The 14,330-nt window shown below is 67.7% G+C and carries 20 protein-coding genes; 14 read left to right on the plus strand and 6 right to left on the minus strand.

Translation table 11 applies throughout. The features are described 5' to 3' along the window. Positions 1-17 precede the first annotated feature (17 nt). On the minus strand, positions 18-692 hold the full coding sequence (locus tag RS883_RS09105) for a glutathione S-transferase family protein (RefSeq protein WP_315759888.1): 675 nt from the start codon (positions 690-692) through the stop codon (positions 18-20). Positions 693-790: 98 nt separating this feature from the next. Between RS883_RS09105 and ccmC the strand changes: the two genes are divergently transcribed. From ccmC to RS883_RS09135, 6 genes are read left to right on the plus strand one after another with little or no spacing between them, the layout of a single operon-like run. Then, positions 791-1,510 (plus strand): heme ABC transporter permease CcmC, encoded by a 720-nt coding sequence (ccmC, locus tag RS883_RS09110; protein ID WP_315759889.1) that lies wholly within the window; start codon positions 791-793, stop codon positions 1,508-1,510. Continuing rightward, positions 1,507-1,635, plus strand: coding sequence for a hypothetical protein (locus tag RS883_RS09115; protein WP_315759890.1), 129 nt, complete (start codon positions 1,507-1,509; stop codon positions 1,633-1,635). Before ccmC ends, RS883_RS09115 begins: the two co-directional genes overlap by 4 nt. Beyond that, positions 1,632-2,066: a cytochrome c maturation protein CcmE gene (gene ccmE / locus RS883_RS09120; protein ID WP_315759891.1), complete on the plus strand. Its 435-nt coding sequence runs from the start codon at positions 1,632-1,634 to the stop codon at positions 2,064-2,066. Before RS883_RS09115 ends, ccmE begins: the two co-directional genes overlap by 4 nt. After that, positions 2,063-4,033, plus strand: a complete 1,971-nt coding sequence (locus tag RS883_RS09125) for a heme lyase CcmF/NrfE family subunit (RefSeq protein WP_315759892.1) — start codon at positions 2,063-2,065, stop codon at positions 4,031-4,033. The genes ccmE and RS883_RS09125 overlap by 4 nt, the downstream gene beginning before the upstream one ends. Beyond that, on the plus strand, positions 4,030-4,557 hold the full coding sequence (locus RS883_RS09130) for a DsbE family thiol:disulfide interchange protein (RefSeq protein ID WP_315759893.1): 528 nt from the start codon (positions 4,030-4,032) through the stop codon (positions 4,555-4,557). Before RS883_RS09125 ends, RS883_RS09130 begins: the two co-directional genes overlap by 4 nt. Continuing rightward, the gene (locus RS883_RS09135; protein ID WP_315759894.1) at positions 4,554-4,958 is read left to right on the plus strand and encodes a cytochrome c-type biogenesis protein; all 405 of its coding nucleotides are present in this window, start codon (positions 4,554-4,556) and stop codon (positions 4,956-4,958) included. Before RS883_RS09130 ends, RS883_RS09135 begins: the two co-directional genes overlap by 4 nt. On the opposite strand, the gene RS883_RS09140 is transcribed toward RS883_RS09135, so the two are convergent. Continuing rightward, the gene (locus tag RS883_RS09140; protein ID WP_315759895.1) at positions 4,939-5,454 is read right to left on the minus strand and encodes an N-acetyltransferase; all 516 of its coding nucleotides are present in this window, start codon (positions 5,452-5,454) and stop codon (positions 4,939-4,941) included. The genes RS883_RS09135 and RS883_RS09140 overlap by 20 nt on opposite strands. Positions 5,455-5,581: 127 nt before the next feature. On the opposite strand from RS883_RS09140, the gene RS883_RS09145 reads away from it, so the two are divergent. Then, positions 5,582-5,950: a dihydroneopterin aldolase gene (locus RS883_RS09145; protein WP_315759896.1), complete on the plus strand. Its 369-nt coding sequence runs from the start codon at positions 5,582-5,584 to the stop codon at positions 5,948-5,950. Beyond that, positions 5,947-6,714, plus strand: coding sequence for an SDR family oxidoreductase (locus RS883_RS09150; RefSeq protein ID WP_315759897.1), 768 nt, complete (start codon positions 5,947-5,949; stop codon positions 6,712-6,714). The genes RS883_RS09145 and RS883_RS09150 overlap by 4 nt, the downstream gene beginning before the upstream one ends. Here the strand turns inward: RS883_RS09150 and RS883_RS09155 are convergent. Continuing rightward, positions 6,711-7,580: a hypothetical protein gene (locus tag RS883_RS09155; protein ID WP_315759898.1), complete on the minus strand. Its 870-nt coding sequence runs from the start codon at positions 7,578-7,580 to the stop codon at positions 6,711-6,713. The genes RS883_RS09150 and RS883_RS09155 overlap by 4 nt on opposite strands. A 250-nt stretch (positions 7,581-7,830) precedes the next feature. On the opposite strand from RS883_RS09155, the gene RS883_RS09160 reads away from it, so the two are divergent. The 5 genes from RS883_RS09160 to RS883_RS09180 all read left to right on the plus strand — a co-directional run bounded on the left by RS883_RS09160 (position 7,831) and on the right by RS883_RS09180 (position 10,975). Next, entirely contained in the window at positions 7,831-8,511 is a 681-nt protein-coding gene (locus RS883_RS09160) for a TonB family protein (RefSeq protein ID WP_315759899.1), read from the plus strand. Between the two features lie 66 nt (positions 8,512-8,577). Next, positions 8,578-9,387 carry a MotA/TolQ/ExbB proton channel family protein gene (locus tag RS883_RS09165; protein WP_315759900.1) on the plus strand — a complete coding sequence of 270 codons (810 nt, stop codon included), beginning with the start codon at positions 8,578-8,580 and terminating at the stop codon, positions 9,385-9,387. 99 nt (positions 9,388-9,486) lie between these two features. Further along, positions 9,487-9,966 (plus strand): biopolymer transporter ExbD, encoded by a 480-nt coding sequence (locus RS883_RS09170; protein WP_315759901.1) that lies wholly within the window; start codon positions 9,487-9,489, stop codon positions 9,964-9,966. 28 nt (positions 9,967-9,994) lie between these two features. Beyond that, positions 9,995-10,420 (plus strand): biopolymer transporter ExbD, encoded by a 426-nt coding sequence (locus RS883_RS09175; protein ID WP_315759902.1) that lies wholly within the window; start codon positions 9,995-9,997, stop codon positions 10,418-10,420. A gap of 192 nt (positions 10,421-10,612) precedes the next feature. Beyond that, a complete protein-coding gene (locus RS883_RS09180) occupies positions 10,613-10,975 on the plus strand; it encodes a tetratricopeptide repeat protein (protein WP_315759903.1) in 363 nt (120 codons plus the stop codon). Between the two features lie 198 nt (positions 10,976-11,173). Here the strand turns inward: RS883_RS09180 and dcd are convergent, their stop codons facing one another. From dcd to secE, 3 genes are all read right to left on the minus strand, one after another. Next, positions 11,174-11,722: a dCTP deaminase gene (gene dcd / locus RS883_RS09185; RefSeq protein WP_315759904.1), complete on the minus strand. Its 549-nt coding sequence runs from the start codon at positions 11,720-11,722 to the stop codon at positions 11,174-11,176. A 152-nt stretch (positions 11,723-11,874) separates the two neighbouring features. Then, a complete protein-coding gene (nusG, locus tag RS883_RS09190) occupies positions 11,875-12,411 on the minus strand; it encodes a transcription termination/antitermination protein NusG (RefSeq protein WP_315759905.1) in 537 nt (178 codons plus the stop codon). A gap of 12 nt (positions 12,412-12,423) precedes the next feature. Beyond that, positions 12,424-12,621, minus strand: a complete 198-nt coding sequence (gene secE / locus RS883_RS09195) for a preprotein translocase subunit SecE (protein ID WP_315759906.1) — start codon at positions 12,619-12,621, stop codon at positions 12,424-12,426. Between the two features lie 206 nt (positions 12,622-12,827). Between secE and RS883_RS09200 the strand changes: the two genes are divergently transcribed. Beyond that, positions 12,828-14,309 carry a M48 family metalloprotease gene (locus RS883_RS09200; protein ID WP_315759907.1) on the plus strand — a complete coding sequence of 494 codons (1,482 nt, stop codon included), beginning with the start codon at positions 12,828-12,830 and terminating at the stop codon, positions 14,307-14,309. Positions 14,310-14,330: the final 21 nt, after the last annotated feature.

Below are 14,330 nucleotides of genomic sequence, written 5' to 3' on the forward strand. Positions count from 1 at the left end.
CCCGCGCGAAGGGACGTTCAGACCGACGCCGGTTCCTGCTCGTACTGCTCGAGCACCCAATCCTCTTCCTGCGCGCCGGCGATCCAGTCCTGCATGTGCGGGTGGGCGATCACCGACTGGATGTAGCCGGTGGCAAAGCGTGCGATCGGAAGCGAATAGGTGATGATGCGCGTCACGACCGGCGCGAACATCATGTCGGCGGCGCTCCACTGGCCGAACAGGAAGTCACCGTCGCCGCCAAAGCGGGCGCGCGCCTGTGCCCAGAGCTCCATGATGCGGGTGAGGTCGGCGAGCACGTCGTCGTCGGGGCGCTTGGCCTCATAGACCTGGCGCACGTTCATCGGGTGCTTCTTGCGCAGCGCGGCATAGCTGGCGTGCATTTCCGCCGCCATCGACCGCGCCATCGCGCGCGCGGCGGGGTCGGTCGGCCAGTAGCGATCGTCGCCCGTCTTCTCGTTGAAATACTCGACGATGGCCAGGCTGTCCCAGACGACGACGTCGTCGCCGTCCCACAGGATCGGCACCTTGCCCGAGGAGGGGGCGAACTCGTCGCCCTCGCGCCGCGCTTCCCATTCGGCGTCATAGAGCGGCACCACGACCTCCTCGAACGGAAGCCCCGAATGCTTCGCCGCGAGCCAGCCGCGCAGCGACCACGAGCTATAGGCCTTGTTGCCGAGAATGAGCTTGAGCATGGCGCGTGGCTTAGCCGCGGGGCGGCGGCCGGGCAACGCGCAACTCGTCTTTCGGGACAGTGGCGTTTCGCACAAAGCCGCGATAAACAGGCGCTATCGTGCTGCACGCCTATGCGAACCCCACCCGTTTCCTGAAGATCGCGCGTCCGCTGACGCCGCTGCTCGTCTGGGGCGGGATCGCGCTGGCGGTGTTCGGTGCCTGGGCGGGGCTGACGCAGACGCCGCCCGACTATCTTCAGGGCGAGACGGTGCGGATCATGTACCTGCACGTACCGGCCGCGTGGCTCGGCATGGGCGGGTGGAGCGGCATCGCCATCGGCAGCATCGCCTATCTCGTCTGGCGCCACCCGCTGGCGAGCCTGTCGGCGCGCGCGTGCGCGGTGCCCGGCGCGCTGTTCGCGGCGGTGTGCCTGGTCACCGGATCGATCTGGGGCCGGCCGACCTGGGGCACGTGGTGGCAGTGGGACGGGCGGCTGACCTCGATGCTGCTGCTGTTCTTCGTCTATCTGGCCTATATCGCCCTGTCGCGCGCCGATGCGCAGCGAGGCGGCGATGGGCGCATTCCGGCGCTGTTCGGGCTCGCCGGGACGGTGCTCCTACCCATCATCCGCTATTCGGTGGTGTGGTGGAACACGCTGCACCAGGGGCAGAGCCTGACGCTGACCAAGTCGACGATCGACAACGCGATCCTGTGGCCGCTGCCGTTCACGCTGGCGGGGTTCACGCTTCTGTTCGCAGGCATCGTGCTGATGCGGATGCGGGCAATGCTGGCGGAGGGCAAGGTCGAGGCACGGATGCGGCGGATGGCGGCGGCATGAACCAGTGGAGCTTCGTGATCGCGGCCTATGCCGTCACCATCGCGGCGACGCTCGGCATTGCGCTGCACAGCTGGCAGGCGATGCGCCGCGCCGAGCAGGCGGCCGAAAAGCTGCGCCGTAAATGAAGGCCAAGCATCAGCGGCTGGCGCTCGTCGCGCTGGGGCTCGTCGCCGTGATGGGCGCGAGCGGCCTGGCGCTGTCGGCGCTCAAGGACGAGGCGGCGTTCTTCTACGCACCCGCCGATGTCGCCGGGAAGGCGCCGCCGGTCGGCCGCGCGGTCCGGCTGGGCGGGATGGTCGAGGCCGGATCGATCAAGCGTGAGGGGGACGGCGTCACCATCGCCTTCACCGTGACCGATGGAAAGGCGACCGTGCCCGTGACGTTCAGCGGCATCGCGCCCGACTTGTTCAAGGAAAATTCGGGCGTCGTCGCCGAGGGGCAGTTCCGCCCCGACGGCAGTTTCGCCGCCGACAATCTGCTCGCCAAGCATGACGAGCGTTACATGCCGCCCGAGATGGCGGGCAAGATGGCCGCGGCCAAGACGCTGGAGCAATGATCGCTGAAGCCGGTCTGGCCGCGCTGTGGCTCGCCGCAGCGCTCGCGCTCCTTCAGCTTGCGCTGGCGGCCGGCGGGCTGTGGACCGCGCGGCCCGGCCGCGCCGATCGCCAGGACCGCGCGAGCATCGAAGCCGCGGCGCAGCTGATGGGGGGCGTGCGGCCTGTCGCGGTGGTGCAGGGGCTGCTGACCGCAATCGCCTTCGGCATGCTGATCCTCGTCTTCGTCCGGTCGGACATGTCGGTGCTGCTGGTCGCGACCAACAGCCACTCGATGAAGCCGCTGATTTACAAGATCGCGGGCGCATGGGGGAACCATGAGGGCTCGATGCTCCTGTGGGTCACCGTGCTGGGGCTGGCGGGCGGCGCGATCGCATTGGTCGAGCGGCAACTGGCGCAGCGGACGCTGGTCGCCACGCTGGGCGCGCAGGCGGCGATCGCGCTTGGCTTCTACGCGTTCCTGCTGTTCGCCTCGAACCCGTTCGCGCGGGTGGTGCCGGCGCCGGCGGACGGCAACGGGCTCAACCCGCTGCTTCAGGACCCCGGCCTCGCCTTTCACCCCCCGACGCTTTATTTCGGCTATGTCGGGCTGTCGGTCGCGTTCAGCTTCGCCGTCGGCGCGCTGGTGACGCGCGATGTCGGGCCGGCCTTCGCCCGCGCGATGCGGCCGTGGGTGCTGGGCGCCTGGATCTTCCTGACGATCGGCATCACCGCCGGCAGCTACTGGGCCTATTACGAGCTCGGCTGGGGCGGCTGGTGGTTCTGGGACCCGGTCGAGAACGCCTCGCTGATGCCGTGGCTGGCGGCGACGGCGTTGCTCCATTCGGTGACGGTGCTGGCGACGCGCGACGGCCTGCGCGCGTGGACGGTGATGCTGGCGGTGGTCGCCTTCTCGATGTCGATGATCGGCACGTTCCTGGTGCGGTCGGGCATTCTGACGAGCGTGCACGCCTTCGCCGTCGATCCGACGCGCGGCAGCTTCATCCTCGCGTTGCTCGTCCTTTACATCGGCGGCGCACTCGCGTTGTTCGGCGCGCGCGTCGGCACGGTCAAGCAGGGCGCGACCTTCGAGCCGCTGAGCCGCGAGGGCGGGCTGGTGTTCAACAACCTCTTGCTGTCGGTCATCCTCGGCATCGTGCTGATCGGCACGCTCTACCCCATTCTGGCGCAGGCGATGGGGACGCAGCTGTCGGTCGGGCCGCCCTTCTTCAACAAGACGATCGTGCCGATCACGCTGATCCTGATGGCCGGCATCGCAGTGGGGCCGATGATCCGCTGGCGGCGGGACGAGGGGCAGGCGCTCATCAACCGCGTCACCGTGCCGGTGGCGGTCGCGGTGTTCGTCGCGGCGGGCTTCTTCGCCTTCGCGTCGGAGGCGGGAGCGTTCCCGATCCTCGGCCTCGGCATGGCCGCGGGGCTTGCGGTCGCGAGCGTTGCGCCCTTGTGGAAGCGCAATCTCCTGCGCACGCCGCTGTTCACCTGGGGCATGGTCGTCGCGCATCTGGGCGTCGCGGTCAGCGTTGCCGGGGTCGCGAGCGAGCGCGCCTTCACCACCGAGAAGCTGGTCGCCGCGCGTGTCGGCGATGCCTTCTGGGTCGGGCCGTACCGCGTGGAGATGCGCGGCATCCGGCCGGAGATCGGCCCGAACTGGTCGGCGATCGAGAGCGTCTTGTCGGTGCGCCGCGGGGATGGCGCCAGCTTCTGGATGCACCCGCAGAGCCGCTACTTCGCCGATCCGCCGACCAACACGAGCGAGGCGGACATCCTGACCGCTTGGGACGGTCAGCTTTATACGGTGGTCGGCCAGCCCGACGGGCAGGGACGGTGGCAGCTTCGATTGTGGTGGAAGCCGTTCGTGACGCTGATCTGGGCGGGCGGCGCCCTGATCGGCCTTGGCGGTCTGTTGAGCCTGATCGGCCGCGTCCGGCGTGAGCGGCGACAGGGTCGGCGGGAGCTTGCCGCGGCATGAGGCGGATGCTGATCTGGGTCCCGCTGGCGGTGTTCGCGGCGCTCGCGGGGGTGGCGCTCTATGGTCTGTACCGCCCCGACAACACGACGATACGCTCGGCTTTGGTCGGCAAGCCGCTCCCCGATTTCCGCCTCGCGCCGATCGCGCCGGGCAAGCCGGGCCTCGCCGCCGCCGACCTGAAAGGCGGCGGCGTCCGGTTGCTCAACGTGTTCGGCAGCTGGTGCATCCCCTGCATCGCCGAGGCGCCGCAGCTAATGGCGCTCAAGCAGCGGGGCGTCGAGATCGACGCGATCGCGATTCGCGATACGGCGCCCGCAGTGCAGCGCTTCCTGACCGAAAATGGCGATCCCTATGCGCGCGTCGGCGACGATCCGCGTAGCCAGGTCCAGCTCTCTCTCGGCTCGTCGGGCGTGCCGGAGACCTTCGTCATCGACACGTCTGGCAAGATCGCGCACCAGCATATCGGCCCGATCAACGCGGGCGACATCGACGACATCATGAAAGCGATCGAGGACGCCAAGTGAAGCGGCTGGCGCTGCTCCTTGCGCTCGTCGCCGCGCCGCTGTTCGCCCAATCGAACCAGGGCTCGGCGCCGATGGCCAACGTCCAGCTTCCCGACCCGGCCAAGGAGCGGGATGCCAAGGCGCTGATGGAGACGCTGCGCTGCGTCGTTTGCCAGGGTCAGTCGATCGCCGATTCGGATGCCGAGATGGCGGGCGACATGCGCTCGCTGGTCCGCGAACGCATCGCCAAGGGCGAGACGCCGGATGCGGTCCGCAACTGGCTGATCGAGCGCTACGGCGATTATGTGAGCTACGATCCGCCACTCAGTGCCGCGACCGCGCCGCTCTGGATGACGCCGCTGCTGCTGCTCGTGATCGGCGGTGTCGTCGCGACGCGGAGCTTCAAGCGGCGACGGCGCTGACCCGCGGGCGGACGTCGCCCGCCGTATCGGGAACCCCGTCACCTAGCGCCAGCAGGCGGTGCGCCTCGAACGGGCCGGGCAGGCGCCAGCGCCCGGTCCGCTCGGCCGTGAAGCCGAAGAAGCGGCCGTAATAATCGGGATCGCCGATCAGCATCAGCGCGTCGCCGCCCTCAATCCCGTTCGCCGCAGCGATCGCCGCGCGGGTGAGCGCACGACCGATCCCGACATCCTGGTGCGCCGGGCTGACCGCGATCGGCCCGACCAGCACCATCGGCGTTCGCCCGCCATCGTCGCGGTCGAGCAGCACCGGCCAGCACTGAATACTGCCGACAAGCTCGTCGCCCTGCACCGCCGCCAGGCTCATCGCCGCGATCGGCAGCATGCCGTCGCGCAGGCGATAGGCGGTGCGGCCATGGCGATCGGTGCCGAAGGCGGCATCGAGCAGCGCCTCGATCCGGTCGGGCGCAATGGTCTGAATGGGGACGAGGTCGAACAAGTCGGTCGAAAGCTCCTGACCCGCAACGATGCGGGCGGGGCGCCATAACGCCGTTTGGTGACAAGACAAGGGCGACCGCAATCTGCTACCCGCCCGCGCATCCACTCCATCCAGAGGCGCGCTCCCCTTGCCCGACAGTCTGAAGCTCCAGGTCCGCGATCTCGAGGTCGACGTGCTGACCGGCGTCTATTCCGAAGAGACGCACCTGCCCCAGCCGCTGCGCATCTCGATCACCGTCGATCTTCGCATGCCCGAGCGGTTCGAGCCCGACACGCCGCTGTCCGCGTCGAAGAGCTATCTCGACCTCAAGGCGGCGGCGCAGCAGCTTCCCGCCGGCGTCCACTTCACGCTGATCGAGGCGGTGGCCGAGCATATCGCCGACACGCTCTTCATCGGCGACGATCGCGTGACCCGCGTCGAGGTCGAGATCGTCAAGCTCGCGATCGCCGAGGCGGGTGAGCGGATCGGCATCAACATGGTGCGCGAGCGCCGATGAGCGCTCGCCCGCTCGCGCTCGTCACGGGAAGCTGTCGGCGGCTCGGCGCCTATATCGCCGCGGCGCTGGGGCAAGCGGGATACGATCTCGCGCTCCACGGCAGCACCAAGGCCGAGCCCGAGGCGTGGCTGACGGAGCGGCTGGAAGCGGCGGGGGCGGCGTTCGGGGCGTTCGCCTGCGACCTCGGCGATCTCGATGCGGCCGAGGCGCTGGTCCCCCGCGTCGCCGCGACCTTTGCGCGCGCGCCGGTGCTGCTCGTCAACAACGCCTCGCGCTTCGCAGCCGACGAGCAAGGCTTGCCGGGCGGTGACGCGCTGATCGATCATTTCCGCGTCAATGCGGCGGCGCCAGTGCTGCTCGCGCGCGCGCTGTGTGCCGGACTGGGACAGGGCGGAGAGGGCGCCGTCGTCAACATCCTCGACCAGCGGATCGCGCATCCCCCTGCCGACCAGCTCGCCTATACGCTGTCGAAGCAGGCGCTGGCCGAGGCGACGCGGACGCTCGCGCGGGTGCTGGCGCCGCATGTGCGTGTCAACGCGGTGGCGCCGGGGCTGACCATTCCCACCGACGATTATGGTCAGGCGCAGCTCGAGCGGCTGACGCGGTCGATGCCGCTCGGGCGATTGTCACGCCCGGAGGACGTGGCGGCGGCCGTCGTCTATCTGGCCGGTGCCGCGGCGAGCACGGGCCAGACGCTGTTCGTCGACGGCGGCGCGGGCCTTCACGACTTCGCCCGCGACTTCGTCCATCTCGAGCGCGATTAGGCGCCCGAGCCGCACCGGCCGAGCGCCGACACGACGAAGGCGTAGTCTTCCGTCGCGAGTGCCGCGCGTGCGGGTTCCTCGTTGGCGACCGCACTGGCGGGGAGCGTGCGGGGCAAGCCGCAAGCGAGGCGATACCAGAGCAGCGTGTCGCGCGGCGGCGGACCGGCGGCCTCGTCGACGATCTCGCCAAGCGCAACCGCCCAGCGCCGCTGCTCGCCCGGACGACGCAGGACCAGAAGCGAGACCGGGTCGCCGCTTGCGGTCTGGAGGAACACCTGGGTCTCGCCTTCGCCCGGCAGCGTGCCTGGTACGTGGAAGGCATTACCGACGCCGGTGATCGCGGGCGGCGCATCAGGGGCGAGCACGTCGCGAACGACGCGGCGGATCTGCGCCTCGTCGCCGGAGTTCCAGGCGATCTGCGATTCGGGTGTCACCAGCTGGATCTGGTCCGCGCGATTAGCCACTGTGCGGCCAAACGCGATAACGCGCATTTTCTGTAACTTAGGTGCTTTTCCGCGCGCATCGAGCGGGACGTCGGCAAGCCAGCCGAGCCGCGGCGCAACCGCGCTGGGGCCGCGAATCAGTGCGACGACGTCTGCCTCTACATAAAATCGTGCACGATTCGTTGGCACCGTGGCCGCTTCGGCTCCTTTTATCCGAACGGCGCTTCGGATTGTCGCATCGACGATCAGAGTTGATTGCAGGACGCGCCCGACTGTGTCGGCATAGCCGAGCGTGGGCGCAGCCGCCGTTGGCGACGCCTGCCCGTTTTCCGCCACGATCCGGGCGTTTTGCGCCGCAAAGGCGCTGGTGGCCGGGGTTGCGAGGGAAAGCGATGCTACCGCTAGCAAAAGGGTCGGGTTCATGGCTCGAGGTCCTAGGCGAACGGGGCGGGGGGTTACAGAAATAATTCTGCCATACGTCGTTTATACGTTTGTTGCGTCCGACAAACCGTTTGCGTCACGTCGGATGCGACGATAACAATCCGGGCTCCGGACAGGCCGCGTGCCGCAGCGGAGCAGCGGGCTTGGCGTGCCGCCGCAATTTGGGCACAATGTGTCCAACAATGCGGGGCCGGATGAGCTACGCGCGGGAATTGAGGAGTGTCGTTACTGAATGGCCTATGCTGACCAAAAAGCAGGCTCCGGCAGGATCATCGCCATCGTCATCGTGGCGGCGATCCATGCGGTGTTGGGCTACGCCTTCATAACCGGCTTGGCGTTCCAATACATCAAGCAGGCCACCGAGAAGATGGACGTCTTCGACGTGCAGGAAGAGCCGCCGCCGCCGCCGGACGAGCCGCCGCCGCCGCCCCCCGAGCAGCCGACGCAGCCGCCCCCGGTTGTGACGCCGCCGCCCATCGTCAAGACCAACACGCCGCCGCCGGTGGTGGTGCAGTCGGTCCAGACGCCGCCGCCGGTCTATGTGCCGGTGCCAATCGCCGCGCCGCCGGCGCCGCCTGCGCCCGTCGCGCCCCCTGCGCCGCCCGCGCCGGTGGTGAACAAGGCCGCGGGTGCGAAGGGTAACCCCGCCGATTGGATCTCGCAGGACGACTATCCGCCTAGCGCGATCCGTGCCGAGGAGCAGGGTACGACCGGTATCGCGTGGACGATCAGCACGCAGGGCCGTGTCGAGAACTGCCGCGTGACCTCGTCGAGCGGTTCCAAGGCGCTGGACGATGCCGCCTGCCGCGCGATCACGCGTCGCGGTCGTTACTCGCCCGCGCTCGACCAAAGCGGCAATCCGATCGCGTCGACGGCATCGCGCCGCGTCGTGTGGCGCCTGCCTGAAAGCTGACGACCTTCGGGTCCGGGCTTCGGCCCGGACCGGCCCCAACACCTTTTCCAGAGGATCTACCTGAACATGCTCACCACCATCCTTGCCGCCGCGCCCGCGGCCGAAGGCGAAAACCCCTACGGCCTGATGGCCGCGCTCGAGCAGGGCGGCTTCATCGCGCAGGGCACGTTCGCGATCATGGTCATTATGTCGGTCGTGTCGTTCTACATCCTGTTCACCAAGCTGTTCGAGCAGCAGAAGATCATGAACCAGGCGAAGCGCGTCCGCGCCGAGTTCTGGCGCACGAACAGCCTGCGTGAAGGCGCGGCGAAGCTCGACAAGAACTCGGCCTATCGCCAGCTCGTCGACGACGGCATCGAGGCGCAGGAGCAGCACTCGAAGCTGACCGATCCGGTCGAGGCGCATGACTGGCTGCACGGCTCGCTCGCGCGTTCGGAAGCGGCGATCAACTCGAAGCTGGGTGGCGGTCTCGCCTTCCTGGCGACCGTCGGTGCGACCGCGCCGTTCATCGGTCTGTTCGGTACCGTGATCGGCATCTACCGCGCGCTCATCAAGATCGGCATGTCGGGTCAGGCGTCGATCGACGCGGTCGCCGGTCCGGTCGGTGAGGCGCTCATCATGACCGCGCTGGGTCTGGCCGTCGCCGTTCCCGCCGTGCTTTCGTACAACTGGCTGCAGCGCCGTAATAAGGCGATCGCCGAGGACCTGTCGGCCTTCTCGACCGCCGTGCTCGGCTACCTCGCGTCGAACGGTGCGGTTCGCCCGTCGCTGACGACGGCGGCCGGCACGCCGAAGGCTTCGCCCGCGGCTGCTCCGAAGGCCGCTGCGCCTTCGGCCACCGCCGGCCAGGTCGGCGGCGCGCAGACCCGCGGCTAAGAACGATCGGGTTCGGGCGGCGTCCGTTTCCTCTGGAACGGGCGCCGCACCCCCGGCCGCTCGAGCCGCCGGAGTTGAGACAAGGATAGGAATGCGCAAATGGCGATGAGCGTAGGCGACGGCGGCGACGAACGGCCAATGTCGGACATCAACACCACGCCGCTCGTGGACGTGATGCTGGTGCTCCTCATCATCTTCCTGATCGCGGTGCCCGTGGTGCTGCAATCGGTTGAGGTGGAACTGCCCAAGGTCGAATTCGAGCCGACCACGACCAAGCCCGAAAACATCAACCTCGCCGTCCGCGGTGCGGCCGACGGCACGTGCGAGGTCTATTGGAACCTCACGCGCGTCAACAGCCAGGAACTGCTCGATCGCGCCGTCGCGAACCTCAAGGGCGTCGTCGACCGGCTCGGCAGCAACATCACGCCGGACGACATTCCCGAGGTGCATATTCGCGGCGACGTGAACACGCCGTACAAGTGCATCGGCGGCACCGTCTATCAGATGCAGCAGGCCGGTTTCGTGAAGGTCGGCTTCATTTCAGAGCCCCCGGCGGGCACGAACTTCCGCCGCGCGTAATACGGCGGAAGCTTCAGGAGATTAGACCATGGCAATGAGCGGCGGCTCCGAAGACGGTGAGCCGATGGGTGAAATGAACACGACGCCGTTGATCGACGTCATGCTCGTTCTGCTCATCATGTTCATCATCACCATCCCCATTCAGACGCACGCGGTGAAGGTCGACCTGCCGCAGAACTCTGACAACCAGAACCAGCCCGAGGTTGACCCGGTCAAGAACAAGATCGTGATCGACCCGCAGGGCGGCACGACCTGGAACGGCGCGCCGGTCAACGACGTCACGCTGACCCAGTATCTCGACCAGACGGCCCAGATGTCGCCCCAGCCGGAGCTGCACTTCCAGCCTGACGCGGCGGCTAAGTATGAGCGCGTCGATCAGGTTCTGGCGATCGTGAAGCGCGCGAACGTGACCAAGCTCGGCTTCATCGGCAACGAGCAGTATCGCGAGTTCTGATCCGTCAGGATTGGCAACGAGACAGAGGCGGCTTCGGCCGCCTCTTTTTTGCGCCTGCGAAATGCGCGTTCTGCAATCGTACTGATCCAGGATCGCTGAACGCTCTCAGCCTATTGCGTCATCAAACCGAAACGCGCATGTCATGGAAGTGTCACAGAAGTGACGCGGAACAGACACGAGGAGGATGACGACATGCGCGCGCTCAAGGTGATCATTGTCGCGGCGATGCTGGGGGTTCCGGCGGTATCGGCCGCTGCGCAGGACCGGCCAGATCCCTATTCGCACAACGCCATCGAGGCCGGCCAGTTTGCAGAGGCCGAGACGTCGCTGCGCGCTCAGCTCGCGCTGGAGCCGACCAAGCCCGAACTGCTCATCAACCTGGCCGCGATCTACGCGCGCACCAACCGGCTCGACGCCGCGCAGACGATGTACGATCGTGCGCTCGCGGCCGAGAACGTGTCGCTGCTGCTGCGTCCCGACTTCGCGCAGGATTCGCATGTCATCGCCAAGCGCGGGATGGTGAAGCTCGAACGCCAGCGAATGGCGATGCGGTGAGCCTAAGGGCAGGGCGCGCGAACAAGCCGCGCCCTGCCGTTTACCGATCTGATTTCAGCGTTAGCCTGTCTGCTCTGGCGAACGCGATGTTCTTGCTCGCGACGAGCGCGCGGTAGCCCGCCTGTGCTTCACCGCTAGCAGCGCTGAGCGCACCGACCGAAAGGGCGGAAGGCAATTCCCCAAGGCGGCGCACAGCTCTCAAAGCCTCGGCAGCGTGACCCCGCGCTGGCCCATGTACTTCCCCGCACGATCGGCATAGCTCGTCTCGCAGGGCTGGTCGCCCTTGAGGAAGAGGAACTGGCACGCGCCCTCGTTGGCGTAGATCTTGGCCGGGAGCGGGGTGGTATTCGAGAATTCGAGCGTGACGTGCCCCTCCCATTCGGGTTCGAGCGGCGTCACGTTCACGATGATCCCGCACCGCGCATAGGTCGACTTGCCGAGGCAGATGACGAGCACGTCGCGCGGCACTCGGAAATACTCGACGGTGCGGGCGAGGGCGAAGCTGTTGGGCGGGATGATGCACACGTCGGTCTTGCGATCGACGAAGCTGTTGGCGGCGAAGTCCTTTGGATCGACCAGCGCATTGTCGACGTTGGTGAAGATCTTGAACTCGTCGGCGACGCGCGCGTCATAGCCGTAGGAGGACAGGCCGTAGCTGATGCAGCCCTCGCGCCGCTGGGCCTCGACAAAGGGTTCGATCATGCCGCCGCGCGCCGCGTCGCGGATCCAGCGGTCGGACAGGATCATGTGAGGCTTCCTCTCTCTAGCGGAGCCGAGCGCTCATCCCCGTCCGTTCGCCCTGAGCTTGTCGAAGCGATGCCTTTCTCTTCTACCCTTGAGAAAAGAAGGACCGTGCTTCGACAGGCTCAGCACGAACGGTCGGTGGGTGGCGTATGCTCTTACTTGCTGCGCTCGACCTGCTCGAAGTCGAGTTCGACCGGGGTGGCGCGGCCGAAGATCGACACCGACACCTTGACCTTGGCCTTGTCGAAGTCGAGCTCCTCGACCATGCCGTTGAAGCTGGCGAACGGGCCGTCGAGCACCTTGACCGAATCGCCGATTTCGAAATCGACCTTGATCTTCTGCTTGGGCGCAGCGGCGGCTTCTTCCTTCGAATTCAGCATCCGCGCGGCTTCGGCATCGCTGACCGGCTGCGGCTTGCCCGACGAACCCAGGAAGCCCGTGACCTTGGGCGTGTTCTTGACGAGGTGATAGACGTCGTCGTTGAGCTGGAGCTTGGCGAGGACGTAGCCGGGCATGAACTTGCGCTCGGCCTGGATCTTCTTGCCGCGGCGCACTTCGGTGACCTGCTCGGTCGGCACCTCGATCGCCTCGACCAGCTGCTCGAGGCCCATGCGGGCGGCTTCGGACATGATCGAGTCGCGGACCTTGTTCTCAAAGCCCGAATAAGCGTGGATGATGTACCAGCGCGCCATTTGCTTTTGTCCTTACTGGGCGAGCGAGAGGAGGAACTTGACGAGCGAATCGAAGAAGGTGTCGACGCCAAGGAAGAAGATCGCGAGCAGCGAGGTCATGATGACGACCATCACCGCGGTCATCACCGTCTCGCGCCGGGTCGGCCACACCACCTTGGCGGTTTCGGCGCGCACCTGGCGCATGAACTCGACTGGGGTCGTCTTGGCCACGGGTCCTGTTCCTCACTGCGATGCCGGCGATCCGGGCATGGGCCCGCTGCCCGTTCCCTTGTGGGGGTGCGGTGCGGTCCATCCAGATTGTCGGATTGAGCCGGTGACATAGCGGCCCGCGGCCAGCCCGACAAGAGGGGCGCGCGGCGAACGGCGCGGCGCGGATCGTTTCGGAACCGTCGCGTGGGGGCGGCGTTGGCGGGGGCATGAAGAAGAGCATGATCGACCGCCGCTGGATCGTCGCCGCTTCGGCGATCGCCCTTGCCACCACGCCTGCGACGGCTCAGCGCCAGCGCCCTGCCGCGGCGGCCGCATCGGGACAGGCGGCGGCGATCACGCCCGCCGAGCGACAGCAGGGGCAGCAAGCCAATGCCGGGATCGTCGCCGAATATGGCGGCGCGATGACCGGGCGGACGGCGACCTATGTCGAGGGGGTCGGCCGGAAGATCGCCACCCAGTCGGGCCTGTCGTCCGATCCCGGCGCGTTCGACGTGACGCTGCTCAACAGCTCGGTCAATAACGCCTTCGCGATCCCCGGTGGCTATATCTACGTGACGCGTCAGCTCCTCGCGCTGATGAACGACGAGGCGGAACTGGCCGCGGTGCTGGGGCACGAGGTCGGCCACGTCGCCGCGCGGCACAGCCAGTCGCGCCAGCGGGTGGCACAGCGTAACTCGATCCTGGGTGCGCTGGGTCAGCTGGCGGTCGGCGCGGTGGCGGGGAATTCGGGGTTCGGCCAGCTGCTCGGCCGCGGCGTCGGCACGGGGGCGCAACTCCTGACGCTCGGCTACTCGCGCAGCCAGGAGACGCAGTCGGACGATCTCGGCATCAACTATCTCCGCCGCGCGGGCTATGACACCGAGGCGATGGCATCGATGCTGGATGCGCTGGCGTCGCAGACGGCGCTGGAGCAGCAGCTTCGCGGCGATGCGCGGGCGACGCCGGCCTGGGCGAGCACGCACCCCGATCCGGGCGCCCGCGTCGAGCGCGCCGCGCGGCAGGCGGGCCAGGGGACGGGGACACGCAACCGCGATGCCTTTCTCGCGGCGATCGATGGCATGATGTACGGCGACGATCCGGCGCAGGGCATGATCGAGGGGCAGTCGTTCCTCTATCCGCCGGGCCGCGTCGCCTTCACCGCGCCCCAGGGCTACACGATGCAGAACGGCGCCAAGGCGGTGAGCATCAGCGGGCAGGGCGGCCAGGCACAGTTCGCCTCCGCCGCCTATGACGGCAATCTGGAGCGCTATGTGGCGACCGCGCTGTCGGGGCTCGGCGCGCAGAACGCGCAGCCATCGATCGAGCGGACGACGATCGGCGGCTTTCCCGCTGCCGTCACGACGGTGCGTGGCACGTCGGGGCAACAGCAGGTCGACGTGACGATCGTCGCCTATGCGCCCGATGCGAAGCGCGCCTATCACTTCGCGATCGTGACCCCTGCAGGGCGCGGCGCCGCCGCGTTCGACCCGATGATCTCGTCCTTCCGCCGGATGACTGCGGCCGACACGCAGGCCGCGCGCCCCCGCTATGTGCGCGTGGTGACGGTCAAGGCCGGGGAGACGGTCGACACGCTGGCCCGGCGCATGGCCTATACCGATGTGCCGCTCGAACGCTTTCAGGTGCTCAACCGGCTCGGCCAGGGCGACACCGTACGCGCCGGCGACAAGGTGAAGATCGTCACTTACTAAGCGCGTGAGGGCCGCTGCCCG

It is taken from the genome of Sphingomonas sp. Y38-1Y (assembly GCF_032391395.1).
GTDB lineage: Bacteria > Pseudomonadota > Alphaproteobacteria > Sphingomonadales > Sphingomonadaceae > Sphingomonas.